Raw genomic sequence first — 19,025 nt, forward strand, 5'->3', positions numbered from 1 at the left:
GTGTCCCTATGGAGGGCCAAGTCTATCTGCAGAGCTATCTGGCACCGTTCGCTGATATTCTTGGTCGTGCCGATGTTACGGACATCTACGTCAATGCTCCGGATGAGTGTTGGGCAGAGACCCTTGGCGGTGAAATCGAACGTCACGGGATAACCGGCCTGGATGGGACCGTCCTGACGAGGCTGAGCCGTCAGATCGCGGCGTATGCCCATCAGGGGATCAGTCGCGAGCACCCGATCCTTTCAGCGGCGCTTCCAGGCGGAGAGCGGGTTCAGATCATCATGCCTCCGGCCACGCGAGGTGGCATCGTTCTCGCCATCCGTAAACATGTCTCCTCCGATCTCAGGCTGGAGGACTACGTCTCAGGCGGTGCCTTTGAGACCGCACATCTGGGCGGATCACGGCACGAGATCGGGCTGGATGCTCAACTGCGTGAAAGGCTGCAGTCAGGCGATGTCGCTGGCCTTCTCAGCGCAGCGGTGAAAGGCCGTCGAAACATCCTGATCTCGGGAGGCACCTCCACCGGCAAGACCACCTTCCTCAATGCCCTGATCCGCGAGATCCCGCAGGAGGAACGGCTGATCTTCATAGAGGACACGCCCGAACTTCACCTGCATCATCCCAATGCGATCGGCCTGATCGCCCCCCGCAGTGCGCTTGGCGAAGCGTTGGTCACGGCCGAGGATCTGTTGAATGCGTCGCTAAGGTTGCGGCCAGACCGGGTCATCCTGGGCGAACTGCGCGGCCTGGAGGCCTACACATTCCTGCGCGCCGTAAATACCGGTCATCCGGGATCGATGACGACCGTGCATGCCGACAGTCCCGAACGAGCGATCGAACAAATTGCACTGCTTGTCCTGCAAGGCGGCACGACGCTTCGACGCGAAGACGTCATTCATTACATCCGCTCGACCATAGATGTCTTCGTCCAGCTCTCGCGCACAGCCGGTCGGCGCAGCGTGTCAGAGGTTGCCTTGAGAGCGGACACATGACCCCGACTGTAGCCGTACTGACGTAGAGTAGGCGTCTTGCAGGAATTCCGCCTATGCGCGTTTCGCGACCGAGACGCGAACAGGGGAGAGAGATCGGTCCGCACCAAAAGCTGACGTCGGCTCAACGCCCGAACTTCAGACGCTCAACGGATGCTGATATCGCCGCCGCATCGCTTCTTTCCACAGGCCGAGATGGTTGGTAGACGCTGAGCGACGGTGTGCTTCGCCCTTCAACTCCGGGGGCATAGCCCCCCTTACCCTGTATGCCGGGGCTAGCGCCCCGGAAACCCTTATCCCGCAACACATTTCGCCTGGCTACTTGCCACGACCCCTGACCCTCCTCAGGCCCCACTTACGGACCCTGGGCCTCTCCCTAGCGGTCGAGGGCAGGCTTGACTCAATCAGCCAACCAGCTTTCGTAATGGTTGTTTGGGGAGGGACGATATGCAACTCAAGATTCAGCGCTCTCAGCGCGAAGGCGGCGTGATGTCGAAGACAGTGATCTTCTGCATCGACGCGCGCGTCGAGTTCACGGCTGCGGAGCAAGCGAGCATTACACGCTACAAGCTCCAGAAGCAGGTCATCTACAACAGCGAGGCATCGAAGAAGCACCTCGACTCCGCCGCAGGCTACCAGGCCGGCAATAGCTTGGGCGGCAACCTCCGAAGCCTCGCGTCCGTCGCGATGGCGGCGATGAACCTCAACATCTCCATCGAGAGTCTCCAGCGCGGCCAACACGTCGAGTGCAAGAGTCTGGACGAGCTCCTTGGGGCGGAACAGGCGATTATGGACGCCTGCCGAAACCTGCGAGGCTATCTCGACACCGCCGCCACGTTTGATGGGCGGGAGGTCCTCATCGACTTCAATACCGATGAACCGCATGTCGTCGCCACGGCCACCGCGCCGGCACCGATGCTTGTTGCTCCGTCAGCCACCACGGCCCAGGCCGCGCCCCAACCAGCGCTCGAAGCAGACGCAACCCACCATCGCACCGCTGATGAGACTGCCGGCCTCCGCCCTGATCCTCATGTCGGCATGGGCGGCAACGCAGGCGCGATGACACAGGAGTTCAGTATCGAACCCTTTGTTCGCTGGTGGCAGAGGTTGAGCGGCGGACAGAAGGTCGGAGTCGTCGTCGGGACCCTGTTCATCCTCTTCCTGCTGTCTCAGTGCATGGGCTGATGAGCACCTACGTCCCCTTTTTCCGGCGGTTCACCGACGAGAAGGGTAGGGAGCTCGACGAGGTCCGCCAGCTCTATGCCTGGGTCCAGGCGCAACAGAACGCCTTCTCGGAGACCCCCGTCACAGTGGGTAAGCGGGTCTATGCCTACCTCGATGATCTCCCCGACGACCTGGACCGACCGTTCCTGTACGCCCTTCACGACTTCATGGAGGCCGAGACCCAGATGTGGGCGCTTCCGGCTCCCGACTTCGAGCGGATGAGCCTGAAGGAGTTCGTCGAGTACCGGAACCTCCTCTATGCGAAGCAGTACTTCTTCACGAACCAGGAGACGGTGCTCCAGAGCTTCCATGAAGCGCTTGTCCGGCTGCTGTACGGGATAGCCCGAGAGATCCCCAAGACAGAGTCGCCGTCCCCTTTCACAATCCCGCTCATCTACACGCTCGAGGAGCCGAAACTGGCGATCGAGCAACCTTTCGGCACGCTCTTGAGTGGTCCCTACGAGGATCAAGGGCTGTTCAAGACGTTTTCGTCCCAGCTCATGCAGAACCTCTGCCGCGTCTCCGGAAAGGACACGCCGGAGAGCAAAAGGCCTTGGAAATATCCCCGCGACAGCACCTTGCCACTCGGGGAAATGGTGGACGCCTATCTGGGCGACACGCCACTTCAAGCGCTTTTCAAAGCGCCGGTCCCGTTGAAGCTCTCCAACGAGGACCGCTTCAATCACATGCATATCGTAGGCGGCACGGGAGCGGGCAAGACGACCCTCATCGAGAATCTGATCCTGCATGACATCGCCTCGGACAACCCGCCGTCCCTGGTCGTGATCGACCCCCACGGAGACCTGATCCAGAAACTCACGCACGCCGACCTGGGTATCGAGGACCGGCTCGTCATCATCGACCCGAGGGACATTCACCATCCGCCGGCCCTGAACATCTTCGCCGTCAATCAGGACCGACTGGGAGCATATGACGAGGCCACACGCGAGCAGGTGACTGCCGGGGTCATCCAGACATTCGACTACCTTTTCACCGGTCTTCTGGGCGCTGACCTCACCGCCAAACAGGGCGTCTTCTTCCGGTATGTCACGCGGCTCATGCTTTCGCTCCCGGAGATGATGGGGCGCAACGCGACCATCCTCGACATGCTCTACCTCATGTCTGACGACACCCCGTATCGCGAGGCAATCGCCCGCCTGCCAGACATTCCGCGCGAGTTCTTTCTGAGGGACTTCCCCAGCAAGACCTTCCAGCAGACCAAGGAGCAAATCCGCTACCGCCTGCAGGCCATTCTCGAAAACCCGACGATGGCGCGGCTCTTCACCAGTCCGGAGACCAAGGTTGATTTACACGCCGAGCTCAACAAGGGCTCGATCATCCTGGTCGACACCGCCAAAGACTATCTCAAAGGCGCATCCGACAATTTCGGCCGCATCTTCATTTCCCTCACCCTTCAAGCGATCCTGGAGCGCGCCGCGATTCCCGCCTCAGATCGTAAGGACACCTTCCTCTTCGTGGACGAGGCGGCGTCCTATTTCGATAGCAACATCGACGATCTGCTCACCGACGCCCGCAAATACCGGTGCGGATTGGTGCTCGCTCACCAGTATCTCGACCAGGCATCCTCGTCGCTCAAGGCGTCCCTTGCCGCCAACACCGGGGCCAAGTTCGCGTCCGGCCTTTCCGCTACGGACGCTCGCGCGATGGCGTCGGATATGCGGACAACCCCTGACTTCATCCTGGCCCAACCCCGGCTCCAGTTCGCCGCGCACATCCGCAACGTCACGCCCCACGCCGTGTCCATCCCCATCACGCCAGGGGCGCTTGCGGCCAAGCCGAAGCTCGACGCCGACGCCTATCAAAGGCTCATGGATCGGAACCGGGCCAAGGTTGCGCTCAGCACGATCGCGCCTCCATCAACTCCCGCACTTGATCCGATATCCCCACGGCCGGACGAGGATATCTCCGCAGACTGGTAGAAATATTTGGCTTCTCAGGCGAGCGCATAGCGCATCAGACCAGCCCGCCATGGCTCATGGCGCACGGTGACAACCGCGACCGAGCCGCCTACCCAACCTGTATGAAAACAGATGCTCTCAACCGCCGCCTTCGGTTCGCAAAGCCGAACCCGGTGGTCGCGCGCCTCCAGCTGACCGAGCGCGACTTGCTCCTCTTTGCGGCCATCAACCGACACGGGCCCTTGCCGTCTCACTACCTGTTTGAACTGACCAAACAGCAGGCGCGCAGTTTCAAACACCTCCAGTACCGCCTAACCGAGCTCTACAACGGCGATCAGGCTGGGCCCTATCTTCTCCGGCCCGAACAGCAGCACGCCGGCTACGAGGCGCGATATCAGCACCTGGTCTATGACCTCGCGCCGCGGGCCAAGAAAGTGTTGGCCGAGCGGGGCACCCTCGGGCGCTTCTCCCCCAGGCGGACGGACCCGTTTCTGCACCAACTCATGGGGGCCTGCGTCGCTGCGTCTTTCGAAATAGCGGCCGCGTCGAAGGGACTCCGCTATATCCCCCGCGAAGAGATCCTTTCGCATCCGCGTTGCACGGCCGCGAATGAGACGCCCAACCCGATGGCGATCCCGCTCTTCAGTCACGGCCCTGAGACGGCGCTCATCCCCGACGACCTTTTCGGCCTCGAATATCCCGGCTCAGGGTTTCGCTTCTTCGCGGTCGAAATCGATCGCAACACCGAAAGCATCGAACGCCGGGACTTGAGGCAAAATGCCTTCAGCAAGAAGATCAAAGGCTACCTCGACGTTCTGAAGAACCAGACGTTCAGATCGCACTGGGGTCTGCCGAACCTGCACGTCTTGACGATAACGACCAACGCAACTCACGGCCTGAATATCCTCGAGCACGTCAGGAAGCAGGATCAGGCCCGCTTTAACGACCGGTTCGCGATGGCGTGCGAACCGTCGTTTGGAGCCAGTTGGAGGGTACCCCGAGCCGTGCTGTCCCACCTCCTCGAAGCGTCGTGGGCGACGGCCGGAGCATCCAAGGAATTCAGCAAGGCCTAGACCCAACCACTGCCTGGACAAACCGGCGAGCGGACGGTCATGCGCCGGCAGCGCCAGCTCTACAGCCCAGGAGATCGTGCAGGTTTACCCACGCGGTCGCACAACAGCACCGCTGAACGGAAGACTCGGTGATCCATTGATCATCAGCTTCATGTAGGCGTGGTGGTTAGGCAGGCTAAGGATGTCGAGGACGTCGAATTTGCCGTGCAGTTCGTGCGAGAGGTATGCCGCATCCTCGGCTCCCACGCGAAAGACCGCCAAGCTGCCGACATTCCCAAAGACTGCGGAACGGACAGCGGGATCCAGTTGATTCAAATATTGATGCGCCAAGACCAGTCCGGCTCCGAATTTCCTGAGTTCGGACATCATATTCGCGAGCGACAGGGTGGTTAGGCTTTGAAATTCGTCAGCGTAGATGAAGAAGGCCGCGCGTTTGTCGGGCAAGATATTTGCGCGACTGAAAGCGGCCAAGCCCAACATCGTTACCATCAGGCCGCCGAGGATCACGCAGGCATCTTCACCCAGTTCTCCCTTGGACAGATTCACTATCAGCCCCCGCCTTTCATCCATGAGGGTGCGAAGGCGGATCTCCGAGACCGGCGCCACGAGGATGCGGAATAGGGTCGGGTCGGCGAGAAGTGCTCCGAGCTTGTTTTGGATCGGTGCCACAGCCTCAGCGCGGAGGCGTGCGGGGTAGTTCTCGAACTCCGTGGTCCAAAACTCCTTCACCACCGGGTTCTCGATCTTGCGCGCCACGGACTTCCGGAACTTTTTGTCCGAGAACAGGCGGAGGATGTCAGGCAAGCTCGCGTCGTCGCGCTCCAAGAGGGCGTAGAGGGCATTGCGGAGTACATGCTCCATTCGCACGCCCCACGCCTGCGGCCACTGCTTCCTGAAGGTCTCGAGGATGCCGGCGGCGGCCAGCGGGATCCGTTCCGGGCGAACGCGGCGGAGCGGATTGTATCCGAACGGCTGAAATGGATCGGGCGCATTCAGATAGGTGATGCGGTCCCGAAGCGCGTGGGGCGTCCACTCCCAGACGCGCTCCGCCAGGTCGCCGTGCGGATCGATAAGAGCGAAGCCGCGGCCGGCGACGATGTCCTGACGGAGCAGAATCTCCAGGAGTGTCGACTTCCCGACGCCGGTCTTGCCCACGATGTACATGTGCGAAAGGCGGTCAGCCTGGGCGATGCCGATCCGTTTCTTCGACCCATGGAAGTTAGATACGCCGAAGAAGGAAGGCTGGTCGCGAGGCTCAATCATCACTCACATTCTGCGCCAGCCGGCCTTGAACGCACGGGGGCTGATTGGCGCGGTTCGGGGCTTATCAGGGGCAAAGAAGGACCCCGAGTTTTCGGGGTCCAGTAGTCAGGCCGGTTCGGGCTCGCTGAAGGCCTGCAAGTAGGTGGCGGCGTCGTTCGCTCTTGCGGCGGCTGTGAAGACGGCGCGGCGGTCGTCGTTCAAAACCTCGAGCCAGGACGCAACATAGGATGCGTGATCTGGCCGGGGTTCGTTGGCAATGCCCAGGTCCGCGCAGAGGAAAGCGGCTCCGAGCTCCGCAACCAGTTCTTCCACCGCGTAGTCGTTGTCACCAAAACGGGTCCCGAAGGTCCGATCCAGGCGATGCGGTGCACCGCTCCAGTGGGTCAGTTCGTGGAGCAGGGTGCCGTAGTAGGCTTCGCTCGCGGAGCTGGTCGGGGAGCCCCGGAACCGGTCTCGAGCAGGAAGCTCGATGCGGTCGTAGTCGCGGCGATAGCAGGCTTGGGACCCGCCATGCACCACGACAGCCTTGGTGGCGGCAACGAACGCCTCCACCCCGGCCAACGTCTCAACCGTTGAGACCGGCGCAGCCCCCGGCGGCTGCCAGCCGTCCACCTGGTCCAGATTGAAAACCCGGGAGGCGCGCGCGACGAGGCGAAGCCGACCCGACTCGTCGAGCTCATCAGTCGGAGCCGTGTTTAGCCGATTGTAGAAGACGATGACGGTGCCGTGCTCGCCGCGGCGAACCTGGGCACCGAGTCGCTCCCACTGCCGGTAGCTCGCCCACCATCCGGTCCCGTATCCCGACATGACCGCCTCAGCCCACAAGGCCACGACGTTCACGCCACGATACCCGTGACCGGTGAGGGCGTTGATCGGCCGGCCGGTCGCGGCACTCACATGCCACGGCATCATGAAGCGGCCTGCCCCCGCCTCAATGGCGGAGACGATTTTGTCGGTGACGGTCCGATACAGATCGAACCGATCGTTTGAAGGTACAGAGGTTTGCATAGCTCGCTCCTTGGCGCGGAGGAGCGTCGGACCATTCCGGCGCTCCTGGACGCCCAGAAACGGAGCTGCGTTCTGGAGCCAGTCTGATCCGCCAAGCATATCGGGTCACGGCGGGAAAGCGGCACCTGCGGCGTCGACGGCAATCGCGCCAAACAACCGTCGTGCTCGACCGCCTCCCATCGGCGATCATGCCCTCATGTCGCTATCGCCCGAGGAGCTTGAAGAGTTCAAAACGCGCTACCAGCACGCGTTCAACATTCGACTCTCCGACGGAGAGGCGCTCGATCTCGCCGATCGTTTGGAAGAGCTGTACCGCACCGTCCTGAACCGCTCCGCAGAGCCCGGCGAGATGCCGCGCGCGCCGGATCCTCCTTGGCGTCTGGAGCCTCAGAGCGCGGGCGAGCAGGATCCCCCAACGGAGTAGCGTGCCATCCTCGCGCCTCCACGCGAGAACGAGGAACAGGCGCGGACGATGCGCGAGCGCGCGTGGTGCCTAACGAATTTGAAGTGGCGTTTGTGGGAATTGCACCTTAAGGCGGTGTCGCGCTCGGGTGGGGAGAATCCTATGGCGGCCGACTCCGTCAACGACACCGCTCAAGCCTCGTCGGGCGAGCACGAGGTTCACGTCTCGACCTGCAGCTGGTCCCGCTCATAAGCAGTAAGACCTATGTTGGCGACTACTCGTCCTCGCCTCGACGGTCTGGATCCAAGGCTCCACCGGCTTGAACGGACCCTCGATCCGTCTCGATTCTCAAGGTCATCAAACAGCGTTCGGTTGCGCGTCGTTGCGTTTCAGTGTCAACTCTAAGGTAGACAGCTGAGGATGGCCCCGTGCTCGCTTCCAAAATCCAGACGATTGACCCCAGCGCCCACGAGGCGCTTCCAAAGGACGAGATTGACCGCGCCCTGCTGGCCTATGGTCCACAATCGCGTTTCCTGGAGCAGGCTTGGTATACGCCCAGGACGTTGCTGACGTTCGCCAGGCCGTTTGATCACCCCTTTCACGAACCTTGGGTAAAACATTTCACCCGCGAGCATTCCGTAGTCTACGCGACCCAGGCATCCTATCTTCTGATCGCCGCAGCGATCGAGCGGGGCGATTTCACGGATCTCACGCGGGACGCCTTCCTGCACTATTGCCGGTCCGAAGAGGCCCTGATCTCCAGCCTTGACATCCGGTTCCTACAGCGGGCCCCCGTGCCCGAGCGTGTCGAGATCGCTGCTTCCATGGTCGAAGTCCGACGGCGGAATGGCGCGGTCTTCGTTCGCTGTCAGTATCGGATCAGCGACATCGTCAAACTTGACGCCTGGCTTACGGCCCCCTGCAAAGCCTGAACTCGTCGTTGGTGGGCACGGTGCAAACAGATAAAATCATAGAGCTCGCGCGAGCCGTCATCTATGCGGCGGCGACAGGGACGATCATTCATGTCTCCGGCACGAACCTTTCTCATATCGATAGGCCGGGACCCCCGGCGTTTCCGTTGGACCTGCAGTTCGCCATCGTCGCGTCGGCGATACTCTTCATCGTCATGGATGGAATTGCGCGCTACTGCGTTCGGGCGAACACGACCGAGCCCCAGTTCGTCATCCCGGGGACCCGGTTCGTGGCCGAGATCGTGGGCCTCTTCGCCTTCTCTTACTGGATCGGACTTCTGCTTTCGCGAAGCGATCCGTTCTCGTCCTCGGGATATATCTTCCTGTTTGTCTTTTCAGCGAGCTGCCTCCTGAACAATTTCCTCGACGTCCTCGTTTTCTCGGGGTCGGAACAGCCGGCCGGCCGGGTACGACTCGCCGGCGCGGCCAGGTTGTACGGGCGATTCCTGTTCTGGGGAGATATCGCGGAGAGCAACATTGGCGATAAGTTTGCATCGATCATCCGCGCGCGTGACAGGATTCGGAAAGCTGTTGTAACGCCGAGCGCTCCCGCCGTTACCGGGAACGGCGGCCACGACATCTGGGTGATCCTGAAAGCCAGCCTGTTCGATTGGATGTGGCAGGTCTTCTTCAAGATCGGCGTGCGAGGCGCGTGGTGGCGAGTAGTCGCCCAGGTCGGCATTCTTCATGGCGTCTGGTTTCATTTCCTGGCCATGACCCTTTCCGCCCTGCTCATCCTCAACCCGGTGACCACCATCATGGAGGCTCGGGTGAGCGATTTGCACAGTGTGCGATGGCTGGCGTTCGAGCCCCAATACTCGGGATCTCTCTGGATCGTCGGAGTGATGTCGCTGCTGGCGTTCCTGGCTTATGTCTGGACCTCCATTAAGGAACAGTCGCGCCAACATTCGTCGTTGGTAGGTTCATCAAGTGCGGGATTAGTCGAGCGTGCCACTCAGACTGCAGGAAACACGCTTCTATTGCTTGCCGGCCTCTATATGTGGTATAGTGCTCCCATCATTACTCTATATACTACGTACGGTGTTCTAATGGTTGGCGCTATCGTCGCTACAATGGCCGGCGTTCGCGGTGGCCAAGCGAAGCCCGTCTCAGCATGACTCTCCTGGCGATCATTTCCATTTTTGTTGTCGCCATCGCCTTGGTTGGCTTCCTGGTCGGACGGCACCTCACCTACGAAGGTTACTGGCTGAACAGCCGCAAGACGGCGAGCTGGGCCTTGGTTTGCACCATAGTGGCTACCCAGGTCGGTGCAGGCACGACGCTTGGTATCGCAAGCTCAAGTGCGACGAGCGGCACCGGCTATGGACTTGTTGCGTTGATCACAACCGTGGTCGGGTTCCTCATCTTGCCGATGCTGGTCCCGCGGGTGCAACGCGCCGCCGAGACTTCCGGGGAATTCACCCTCACGGGGCTGCTCAGGTGGCGGTTCGGACGGATGACGGGCACGGTCGCCGCCTTGGTCGTCGCCATCGGCTATCTCGGCCTGCTTGCCGCTCAGCTGGTGGCCGGGGCCATCCTGCTGGAACAGCTTACGTCGTTGGACTGGAGTCTTGCCCTCGTCGTCTCAAGTGGACTTGTGATCCTGTATTCGGCCTTCGCCGGACTGAAGGGAGATTTGATCACAGATATCTTCCTCTTCGTTTTTATGGCGGTGCTGGCGTTGTTTACGGTCTATGCGCTGGGTACCACCCTTCAGTCGTCGCCGGGCGTGCTAGGCACAATCTCCGCTGAGGCTCTGTCGCCCACCCGGTTCGGCGGCCTCACCTATCTGATCGGCGGCGTCCTGCTGGGCACGCTGGTTCCGCTGATCTCACTCGAGATGTGGTTGCGGGTCTTTGCGGCCGAGAGCCAGGCCACCGCGACCTCCGCCCTGCGATGGTCGGCGGTGCTGGTCATTCCCTTTTATCTACTCGCCATGGCCGTCGGGCTCATCAGTACGGTTGTCATGGCCGCGCCGGCCAATCCCAATCTCGTCTACGTCGAATACCTAGCGAGGATCCTGCCTTCAACGCTGATGACGATTGTCTACCTCGGCCTCATCGCGACGGTCATCTCGACCACCAATACCTTGCAGATCGTGTTGAGCGCGGTCGTGCACCGGGACATCCTGCCCGGTCAGACCGAGAGCGTCGCCGTGAGCCGTATCGTGACCGCCGCGACCGGTATGGCCGCCGGTATCGCGGCCTATTTCGTGAGAGATATCGTTGATCTGGTGGTCAGCGGCTTCTTCTACATTGTGCTTCTGGGGCCGCTGCTCCTCATCCTGTTGAGAGGAGCTCCGGCTCAGCCTGTTTCACGCTTGCGAGACGGGCTTACCGCGCTCGCTCTGTTGGCCGGAACGGTGGCGACGACCGTCGGACTGCCGATCCTGGGGCCCGGCGCCGTCATCCTTGGGGTCCTGATCACAAGCCTGCTCCTCTTCGCCCTGGCGCTGTTCTCGCCCAAGGCGCGAGCCTAGGTTGATCGGGCTCTGGCAGGGCGTCTTCTGGGCGGCGGCGACCCTCGCTTTGCTGAAGAACCTCGTCCAGGGCTGGCAGGGACGCGGTCAGTCGGACCCGCAGGGCGGCGCGGCGGACGTCCAGCGCTATGTCATTTACGCCCTGTATCTGGCGGTGTGGGGGATCGCCGTGCTGCAGAGACACCCGGTGCCGCCCATGGTCCTGTTTGCCGGCGCGGCCGCCATTGTCACGGGATCGGGGGTCACGCTTCTGGCGATGCGGACGCTGGGCCAGAGCTACCAGGAGCGGATCGAGCCCGGTGAGGACGCCGTCCTTCAGACGGCGGGCGTCTTCCGATGGGTCCGCCATCCGATGCGGGTGGGGCTCGCCATTGAGCTCCTAGGGGTGTCGCTCTCGTCCCTGGACTGGATCGCCGCGGCGCTTACGATCGTGGTGGGCTGGCTCCTGATTGTCCGGTCCCGTCAGGAGGAGGCGCTGTTGGCCCTCCGCTACGGCACCGCCTACGCCCGATACCGTGAAACAACGCCTGCCTTTCCGATGGGCCCCCTCACGAAGCTCACGGATTCGAACCCGGTCTAGACGACGCTGCTACGGGATTTCATTGTGTTGACGGCTGGAGGGGCGGCTCCCGATGAGCGCAGATGGGTACCTCAATGGATCTGTTCCATGTGAGGAGAGGGGAGTGGGTCAAATCGCCTACCGACCTCTTTGGGCGGGCGATAATGTGACTCAGGAAACGGCCAGCAATGCGCCTGTAAATGTTCAGGGGACAGGTGCGCTATGAAAAGGCCCTCTGGGTCCCGAGATCAAAGTCTTCGCTGTCCCGTCTGTGAAGGCGGGACTTCTCTTGGCCGTAGATGTTTCTGCAGGGCTATGCGCTGCGTCGTGAAGTCGTGTTCGTCGGACGAAATCTCGCCTCGCTACCAAGCCTCAACAACCTTCAACCGCCCGTCAGCCCGAACAAACGCCATAGGCCTCGTGTCCGGCGATCCCGCGCCCTGAAGCAGGTACAGCGGCCCCACATACCCCGGACCGTCAGTCTGATAATCAAAGCGGACACCGTAGGCGTACTCCGCTAGCCACGCGGCCGGATACTCCTCATCCTCAAGCCCAAAACCCTCCTGCACAGCCCGCACAGCCGCCACCTCCTCCCACTCCTGGGCGGTTAGTTCGTATGGTTTGTTCATATGCCCGGACTCTACCACAGACCGGCAAATGGCGCCGCAAGGGGAGGGGACAGTCGCCGGCGCGGCGGGAGATCCCTCGCGCCTGGAGGCGGGGACGAAGGGAAGGGGAGTTGTGGCGCGGGCGGATGGTGGCTTTGCGCCAACCGTGGACACTTGAATTGCGCCAACCGTGGACACTTGAATAATGCCGCGTTGCGGACATTCGCCTCGAATTGGGCGGGACTGAGCGCACTCGCGCAACGTCGATCCGGTAGGGGATCGAAGAAATCGCAGTCCTGATCTAGGCCCGAGAGCCTTCCGGTTCTGATCCACAGAACTCTCGCCAGGATCGGCGAAACAGCCTAGATTACGTCTTCGGCAACCGAGGATGGTGTATGGCGTCGATCGAGGCGATTAACGCGGCCATCGCTGAGAAGGCGGCGGGATCTTGGATCGCGACGGAAAATCCGGTCTGGCGGCGCAATCCCGAGATCGTCCACCAGGGCGGTGACCGCAGGTTCGGCTACAGCCCAAAGGTCGTCGAACGCCATCTCAAGCCCGCTAGCGACATAAGCGCCCTACTCAAGCCGCCGCCGCCCCCAGCCCACGACTGGCGGGGCCATGCCGGCGTGACCGCGGTCAAGGATCAGTCTCCAGACTGCGGTGCGTGCGTCGCCTTCGCCCTCTGCGCTGCGATGGAAAGCGACCACCTGATCCGGACACGCGGTGTCGCCGACCTCTCGGAGGGTCATCTCTTTTTCTGCGGCGGCGGAGACTGCGTCATCGGATGGGATTTTCCAGATGCGCTCTATTTTGCCCAGGCCAATGGCGTCGCTCTGAGCGCGAATCACGCCTACGACCCTGCGGCGGCCCAATGCTTGCCGGCCCCCGCGGCCCTTCGGCTGTCATCCTGGATCGCGACAGACGACATCCAAGAACGCAAACGGAAGATCGTCGAAGGTCCCGTCATCGGCGGCATGGCGGTCTTCGAGGACTTTCTAGCGTACAGTTCGGGCGTCTATCGCCACGTCCTGGGCGCCGAGCACGGCTATCACGCCGTCTGCATTGTCGGGTACGACGACGCCGATGCATGCTGGATCGTTAAGAACAGTTGGGGTGCCGCGTTTGGGGAAGACGGGTATTTCCGCATCGCCTATGGCGAATGCGAGATCGAAGCCTTTCCCTTTTACGCCATTGAGACGGCGACCCCGTGAGTTCTGAGGCCATCAGACGCATCGACTTGGGAGACGAAGCCCAAGTGTCGGTCGGAGAGGTGTTTGAAGTCTCGGTGCCCACCGCCTTGTCTTCCGGGCTGCGCCTCGCGGTGGACTATCCCGAGGCCATTCGCCTTGTTTCCGAGCGCGGAGAGGCCGGCCGAAAATTCGGAGGCCGCGGCACGGCGATTTTCCGCTTTGAATGTCGTGAAAGAGGCGATTTCGCCATCGCCTTTAAGCAATCCAGACCCTGGTCGGATGAGGGCCGGGTCGCCACCCTCTGCATCCACTGCGAGCGCTAGGTCTCCACTTCGATCGCATTGGCGATCTCATTGTAGATCTCGACCTCGGGTGTACGGATTGAGACGATCAGCGAGTAGCGAACCTGCTGTTCGACCCGTTCAAACTGGGTGCCCCACCATCCCTTGCCCGGGAAAACCGACACCCCGCCCATGCGCGCCAAATCGGCGGCCGTCACGTTTTCGAGCCGGTCATGCTTCAGTCCGCCACGGCCGCGGGCGCGAGGACCGAACGTCCAGTCCGGCGATTCCGCTTGGATCTGTCGACGCTGCGCACGAAGTGCGTGATTGACCCTAGCGATCGCATCCTCGGCTGACTCGTCCGGCCGCATGACGTCGAAATCAAGGACATGCGAGGGATAGGACGCCAGTTCACCGGTCAGAACTGCGGCGGGATTGGGCTCCACGAAATAGGACAGGGTCACGCGCATCTCGGCCCGCGTGCCTTCGAGCTCCTGGAGAACCTCGATCGGCCATGGGAGCTCATGAAACCGCATATAGCCGAGGATCGCCGCCTCCTGGCGCTCCGCCCGGTTCGACCGCAGGGGCAGCAAGGTCCCTTGGACGATCAGGGTCAGGGCGTCCTCGGCGTTCTGCATGGCGACTGCGCGATCGGGTCGGCCGTAGCCGTAGCGCTGCAGGAGCGCCTTCTGCATTTCCGCTCCCTGCCGGCCGGCCGAGGCTCTGTCCCGCATGGCCTGCGTGTGTTCGGCGCTGTGCACGATCAGGCCCCGGATAGTCTCGGGCCACAAACGCGGATAGGCCTTCTGGAGGCGGGCGGCCATTCCGGCGATCCCGGCAGTCGCGGCGCTGGTTTGGGCGGTCATTGCGAGACCACCGTTGTGGGAGGTGGTCAAGAGGCACAATTTCGGCGAGTCCCCCAGAGCATGGCTGGCCGTGTCGGACATCCGGTTTCCGCCCTCGTACACCACATCGGGTTTGGACGGCGGTCGGTGCGCCTTCTCCCAATTTACGGCTGTGCGCGACCAGGGACTGAGGTCACCTGCCGGTGCAAGGGCGGTATGTGTCGCCGGCGTGTCCGCGAGATCGGTACAGGCTGCCACGGTCAGGGCATTCCATGCTTGAGCCGGCGCCAAGATGCCTGAGATTTCGTTCAGTGCTTGGTAATCGCCGAACTGTCCCCCAGCCTCAAGATTCCGGCGGCTACACAGAACAGGCGTGGGCTAGCGACGTCCGCGGCCAGGGCGTCGAGTTCGCTGGACATGCTCGACGGCGAGCCGTCGGACGCTTCCAGAGGCGCATTCATCGCCAAGCAAAAAACGCGTTTGCGGTTGGAGCCGGCCTCGATCTGGTCAACCGCCTGTCTAAGCCGTACGGCCGGCAGGGTGTCGCCGCCTCCAGGTGGATAGATGGCGGCGGACTCAAGATTGATGTCCAAGGCGGCCGTGCCTTCTGCGATAAGCCCGGCAAGTCCCTCGTAGAGAGCCAAGCCGGCCATCTGGGTCCCGTGGCCATTCCAGTCCGAAACCGGAGGCCACGGCCCCCCGATCTGGACGCTTTGGCGCAGGGCTGGCGCAAGGAGCAAGTGATCCTCGGTCACGCCAGTGTCGACAATACAGACCGCTGGATCTGCCGGGTCGGGCAGCGCCGTCAGGCGGCGGGCGGCGGCCTCGACAGCCAGCGCCTGAATGCCGGGCGGCATACCGAAGACCTCGGCGGCCAAGGACGAGGCCGGCCTCAGTTGAGAAATGGTCGCGCTCTGAACTAGGCGCTCGAACTGCTCGCGAGTCGCACGCAGCCGGATGATCCTGACCCGATCGAAATCGACGCCCTTTGGCGGATTGGGAATCCGGATTTCTTCGATCGCGGCCCGAAACCGCGGCTCGGCGGTCGGCTGCAGCCAGACCTCCCAGTCAAACTCCGCGCCCGGCTGTGGCAGGTCGATCGGAGACGCCCAGAGATCCGAGACTTCGGTTTGCGCGATGACGGGGCGCGCCTCGAAGAAATTGAAGTGGTGCGGCCGATTGCCCCCCTCGTGCTTGACGTATTTCTGGGCGGCGGCCTCGAACTTTTCGAGCGTGCTGGGATCGAGCGCTACATTCACCCGCTCCGTCTTGTTGAGGCCGAAGGCAGACAGGACATCGTTACGCCTGCCCGGAACGCTGCGGTTGACCCCATGGTCGCCGGAAGCTCTTACGCTCATGGCGATAGCCCGGGGTTCAGCGCCCTCAGGCGTAGGGTGAGCCTCGATCAGCTCAGTGACGCCGCGCAGGACCCGGCGCGCGGCTTCGGCCCGATCTCGAACGAGCGGATAGGTTCGAGGGTCGCCTCCGCCGGTCGCCGCGAATTCGATTGATCGGCCAGCGTTCGGGATCAGAAGGTGTGGTCGTTCGATAGGCATGGCACTGCATCTGCAGCGGGAATCATTTCCGGGTCAAACGGTTATCGTTAGTCCGCACCGTTGCGACGTCGCTCCGCGGCCGCCCCCGCCAGAATATCAGTCGTGAAACGAGCGTCGTGATCGAGCACGGCGGTGCGGGCCGCGTCTTCCGCGGCGCGCACCATCTCTGCCTGGCTGAGACCTAGCGCGCACTCCACCACCTGATCCCAATCGATCGCGCGGAGATTGAAGGCCGCCAAGGCTTTTTCAAAGACATCGCGGATCCGATCACCTGTGAGGATGTCGTATTCTACGGTGCCGTCGAAACGGCGGAACAGGGCCGGGTCGAGCAATTCGCGGTGATTGGTCGCGGCAATGATGAGGGCGTCGCTTTGGTCGTCCTCGAGCAGCTGTAGGATTGAGTTGAGCATGCGGCGGGCCTCCCCGACGTCGTTGCCGATCAGCCGCTTGGTGGCCAAGGCGTCGAATTCATCGAAGAAATAGACGCCGGGTGTAGTGCGCATCGCGTCGAACACTAGGCGCAGCTTGGCCGAGGTCTCACCCATGTATTTGGTGATGACGCCATCCAGCAGGATGGTGAAGAGAGGAAGGGACAGTTCGCCCGCGAGCGCGCTCGCCGTCATGGTCTTGCCGGTGCCCGGCGGCCCGACGAGGAGGAATTTACGGCGAGGCTTCAGGCCATGTTCAGCGAGCCGGGCGGCATGACGCTGCTCATCGACGATCCGCTGCAGTCGGTCCAGAGCACCCGGATCGAGCACCATGTCGCTCAGCCGGATCATCGGATAGTTGGCAGAGACCAAGCCTGCGAGTTCGCCCTTAGGACGGACCATGGGGATCGGTCCGGACCCCCGCTCGATTTCGCCGGCGGCGCGGACCCGGGCGTCCTGGATCAGCATCCTGATCTCCTCGGCCAGCTTGCGTTGACCACGCTGAGCCGCATCCGCCGCGAGCTGAAGCGCGACCGACTGGAATCGGCTCTCGTCGCGCTGTGAGAACGAGCGGACGAGAGACAACAGTTGGGCCTGTGTGGCCAAGCAGATCTCCTGAGGTTGGGCGCAACCTACGCTTCCCAGCGTAGACGGCCAATCCCTACGATGGCCTAAACAATTTCGACAGTTTCCTGTCATATATGGAGTGAACGACAGGAGTTGGCAGCAACATGTCCGACGGCTCAGATTCGCGCTCGACATGGAACCAGGAGGCGGCGCGGGTCCTCAAAGCGGAACTGGCCGCCGCAGCGTCGCCCGCGCGACGTTGGTCGAACGGCTGAACAAGAACGGGCCGCCGATTAGCCTGCAGGCGGTCAACAGTAAGCTCTGCCGAGGCACCTTCAGCGCAGCCTCTATGCTTCGCGTGCTGCACGCCATAGAGTGCGACGTCCGTATCGCGCGGCAGTCGGGACCGCCCGGAAGGCGGCAGACGGCCGCCGATTAAGCCGAGCCGGGCCGGTCCGCGAACCGAAACGGTACAACGCCTTCGACGGTGACTACTTCGATCTGCGCCATCTGCTTCCTTTGGACCTTCGAGGTTCCCGGTCAGTATCCAGTGACACCGGGATCGCTAGCGAAACGGCATCGGTCAAGCTTCGCACCAACCCGTCGAGCGGACTTCCCGGCGCGTCGATCATTTCCAGCAGACCCGTCAATAGCCGGCCAGGCCGCTCGCGCAGATCTTCAGGCGTCAACGCCTCGCACTCGGCCAAGACCTCGCGAAGAGCATGGGGCGCGGGGCGCGGCTTATCGAGCATCCGGGCGACCAGGCGGGGCAGGATCGCGAACAAGACGAGTGAGTGACCAATGCGATACCGGATCGCCTCGTTGTTCGCCACGCTCCTGGATGCGCCCACCTCCACCGCCGGGCCGCCGTGAATCCCAGCCCTGGACCGGAAGCCCTCGACCCAGCTTCGCTCACGCGGGAAGCCGGCGGTCGAAAAGTAAAGCGCCGGGTCTTCCCAAATGCGCCGCGACGAGGTCAGCGCGCCGGCACCGTCGACCCTCTGGCGTTCAGCGTTGGCGCGGGCCCGGGCTCGCAGAAACATGCGCGTGGTCTCCGCGTGGATTTCGGACCCGTCCGCGCAGTATTCACTGACGAGACCGCCCCACGCCTCGTAGTCGGACAACCGGTAGCCGCACACCTTGTCGTCGACGAGCGTTTCCTGATCATCGTCGACCTCCAGATCACGGATCACCGCATCCACGCGCAGTTCGAGCTCGCGATATGATTGCGGAACCTCCTCCGAGTCCCGGCGTCGCCCGATCGCGCCCTCCATCAGCGCGTTCGGTCTGGCGGCGGCGCGCATGCGGGAGACATAGTCGGGCAGGTAGACGGTATCGGCGTCGCCCTGCAGGATGAGGACGTTACTGGCGGATTGACCCCGCTGCCGCGCGAGGTCCGCAGCATACCGGACGCCGGCGTGTCGAGGCGGCACGAAGCCGCGGATCGGCTCCACAATGCGATGGATCCGGCCCGGAGGCCCCGCCTCAATAAAGTCTCCCAACACCGCCCAAGTTAGATCGGTGGATCCGTTGTCCACGAGTATCAGATCGGTCTCTGGCGGCGGCGGAGGCCCGCCAAAGCCGAGCGAGCGAAGTGTTGTCGCGATGTGATCCTGCTCGTTCAAACACGGGATCACGACGGCGACGTGCGTGACCACT

The 19,025-nt window shown here is 62.4% G+C and carries 18 protein-coding genes; 11 read left to right on the plus strand and 7 right to left on the minus strand.

The features are described 5' to 3' along the window. Positions 1-8: 8 nt before the first annotated feature. The 4 genes from virB11 to Q8K99_07320 all read left to right on the plus strand — a co-directional run bounded on the left by virB11 (position 9) and on the right by Q8K99_07320 (position 5,205). Positions 9-992, plus strand: coding sequence for a P-type DNA transfer ATPase VirB11 (gene virB11 / locus Q8K99_07305; protein ID MDP2182360.1), 984 nt, complete (start codon positions 9-11; stop codon positions 990-992). Between the two features lie 444 nt (positions 993-1,436). Beyond that, on the plus strand, positions 1,437-2,174 hold the full coding sequence (locus Q8K99_07310) for a hypothetical protein (protein MDP2182361.1): 738 nt from the start codon (positions 1,437-1,439) through the stop codon (positions 2,172-2,174). Beyond that, positions 2,174-4,153 (plus strand): type IV secretion system DNA-binding domain-containing protein, encoded by a 1,980-nt coding sequence (locus tag Q8K99_07315; GenBank protein ID MDP2182362.1) that lies wholly within the window; start codon positions 2,174-2,176, stop codon positions 4,151-4,153. Before Q8K99_07310 ends, Q8K99_07315 begins: the two co-directional genes overlap by 1 nt. A gap of 152 nt (positions 4,154-4,305) precedes the next feature. Further along, entirely contained in the window at positions 4,306-5,205 is a 900-nt protein-coding gene (locus tag Q8K99_07320; protein ID MDP2182363.1) for a replication-relaxation family protein, read from the plus strand. Between the two features lie 84 nt (positions 5,206-5,289). Here the strand turns inward: Q8K99_07320 and Q8K99_07325 are convergent, their stop codons facing one another. Together Q8K99_07325 and Q8K99_07330 are read right to left on the minus strand one after the other, a co-directional pair. Continuing rightward, complete coding sequence (locus tag Q8K99_07325; GenBank protein ID MDP2182364.1) at positions 5,290-6,468, minus strand: type IV secretion system DNA-binding domain-containing protein; 1,179 nt, start codon at positions 6,466-6,468, stop codon at positions 5,290-5,292. 105 nt (positions 6,469-6,573) lie between these two features. Continuing rightward, entirely contained in the window at positions 6,574-7,476 is a 903-nt protein-coding gene (locus tag Q8K99_07330) for a zincin-like metallopeptidase domain-containing protein (protein MDP2182365.1), read from the minus strand. 196 nt (positions 7,477-7,672) lie between these two features. Here Q8K99_07330 and Q8K99_07335 point away from each other — a divergent pair, with 196 nt between their 5' ends. The 5 genes from Q8K99_07335 to Q8K99_07355 all read left to right on the plus strand — a co-directional run bounded on the left by Q8K99_07335 (position 7,673) and on the right by Q8K99_07355 (position 11,909). Further along, positions 7,673-7,900: a hypothetical protein gene (locus Q8K99_07335; GenBank protein ID MDP2182366.1), complete on the plus strand. Its 228-nt coding sequence runs from the start codon at positions 7,673-7,675 to the stop codon at positions 7,898-7,900. 407 nt (positions 7,901-8,307) lie between these two features. Beyond that, on the plus strand, positions 8,308-8,811 hold the full coding sequence (locus Q8K99_07340) for a hypothetical protein (protein MDP2182367.1): 504 nt from the start codon (positions 8,308-8,310) through the stop codon (positions 8,809-8,811). An 11-nt stretch (positions 8,812-8,822) separates the two neighbouring features. Further along, positions 8,823-9,968, plus strand: a complete 1,146-nt coding sequence (locus Q8K99_07345; protein ID MDP2182368.1) for a hypothetical protein — start codon at positions 8,823-8,825, stop codon at positions 9,966-9,968. Further along, positions 9,965-11,329, plus strand: coding sequence for a hypothetical protein (locus Q8K99_07350; GenBank protein ID MDP2182369.1), 1,365 nt, complete (start codon positions 9,965-9,967; stop codon positions 11,327-11,329). Before Q8K99_07345 ends, Q8K99_07350 begins: the two co-directional genes overlap by 4 nt. A gap of 1 nt (position 11,330) precedes the next feature. Then, positions 11,331-11,909, plus strand: a complete 579-nt coding sequence (locus tag Q8K99_07355) for an isoprenylcysteine carboxylmethyltransferase family protein (protein MDP2182370.1) — start codon at positions 11,331-11,333, stop codon at positions 11,907-11,909. Positions 11,910-12,250: 341 nt separating this feature from the next. On the opposite strand, the gene Q8K99_07360 is transcribed toward Q8K99_07355, so the two are convergent. Beyond that, a complete protein-coding gene (locus Q8K99_07360) occupies positions 12,251-12,517 on the minus strand; it encodes a hypothetical protein (protein ID MDP2182371.1) in 267 nt (88 codons plus the stop codon). A 374-nt stretch (positions 12,518-12,891) separates the two neighbouring features. Here Q8K99_07360 and Q8K99_07365 point away from each other — a divergent pair, with 374 nt between their 5' ends. Then, positions 12,892-13,710 (plus strand): C1 family peptidase, encoded by an 819-nt coding sequence (locus tag Q8K99_07365; GenBank protein ID MDP2182372.1) that lies wholly within the window; start codon positions 12,892-12,894, stop codon positions 13,708-13,710. Further along, complete coding sequence (locus Q8K99_07370) at positions 13,707-14,012, plus strand: protease inhibitor I42 family protein (protein MDP2182373.1); 306 nt, start codon at positions 13,707-13,709, stop codon at positions 14,010-14,012. Before Q8K99_07365 ends, Q8K99_07370 begins: the two co-directional genes overlap by 4 nt. Here the strand turns inward: Q8K99_07370 and Q8K99_07375 are convergent. The 4 genes from Q8K99_07375 to Q8K99_07390 all read right to left on the minus strand — a co-directional run bounded on the left by Q8K99_07375 (position 14,009) and on the right by Q8K99_07390 (position 19,024). Continuing rightward, positions 14,009-15,106 carry a S8 family serine peptidase gene (locus Q8K99_07375; GenBank protein MDP2182374.1) on the minus strand — a complete coding sequence of 366 codons (1,098 nt, stop codon included), beginning with the start codon at positions 15,104-15,106 and terminating at the stop codon, positions 14,009-14,011. The genes Q8K99_07370 and Q8K99_07375 overlap by 4 nt on opposite strands. Before the next feature lie 17 nt (positions 15,107-15,123). Continuing rightward, positions 15,124-16,371: a S8 family serine peptidase gene (locus tag Q8K99_07380; protein MDP2182375.1), complete on the minus strand. Its 1,248-nt coding sequence runs from the start codon at positions 16,369-16,371 to the stop codon at positions 15,124-15,126. Between the two features lie 47 nt (positions 16,372-16,418). After that, on the minus strand, positions 16,419-17,405 hold the full coding sequence (locus tag Q8K99_07385) for an ATP-binding protein (GenBank protein MDP2182376.1): 987 nt from the start codon (positions 17,403-17,405) through the stop codon (positions 16,419-16,421). A gap of 452 nt (positions 17,406-17,857) precedes the next feature. Then, positions 17,858-19,024: a glycosyltransferase family A protein gene (locus tag Q8K99_07390; GenBank protein MDP2182377.1), complete on the minus strand. Its 1,167-nt coding sequence runs from the start codon at positions 19,022-19,024 to the stop codon at positions 17,858-17,860. Position 19,025: the final 1 nt, after the last annotated feature.

It is taken from the genome of Actinomycetota bacterium (assembly GCA_030682655.1).
Taxonomy (GTDB): Bacteria; Actinomycetota; Coriobacteriia; order Anaerosomatales; family JAUXNU01; genus JAUXNU01.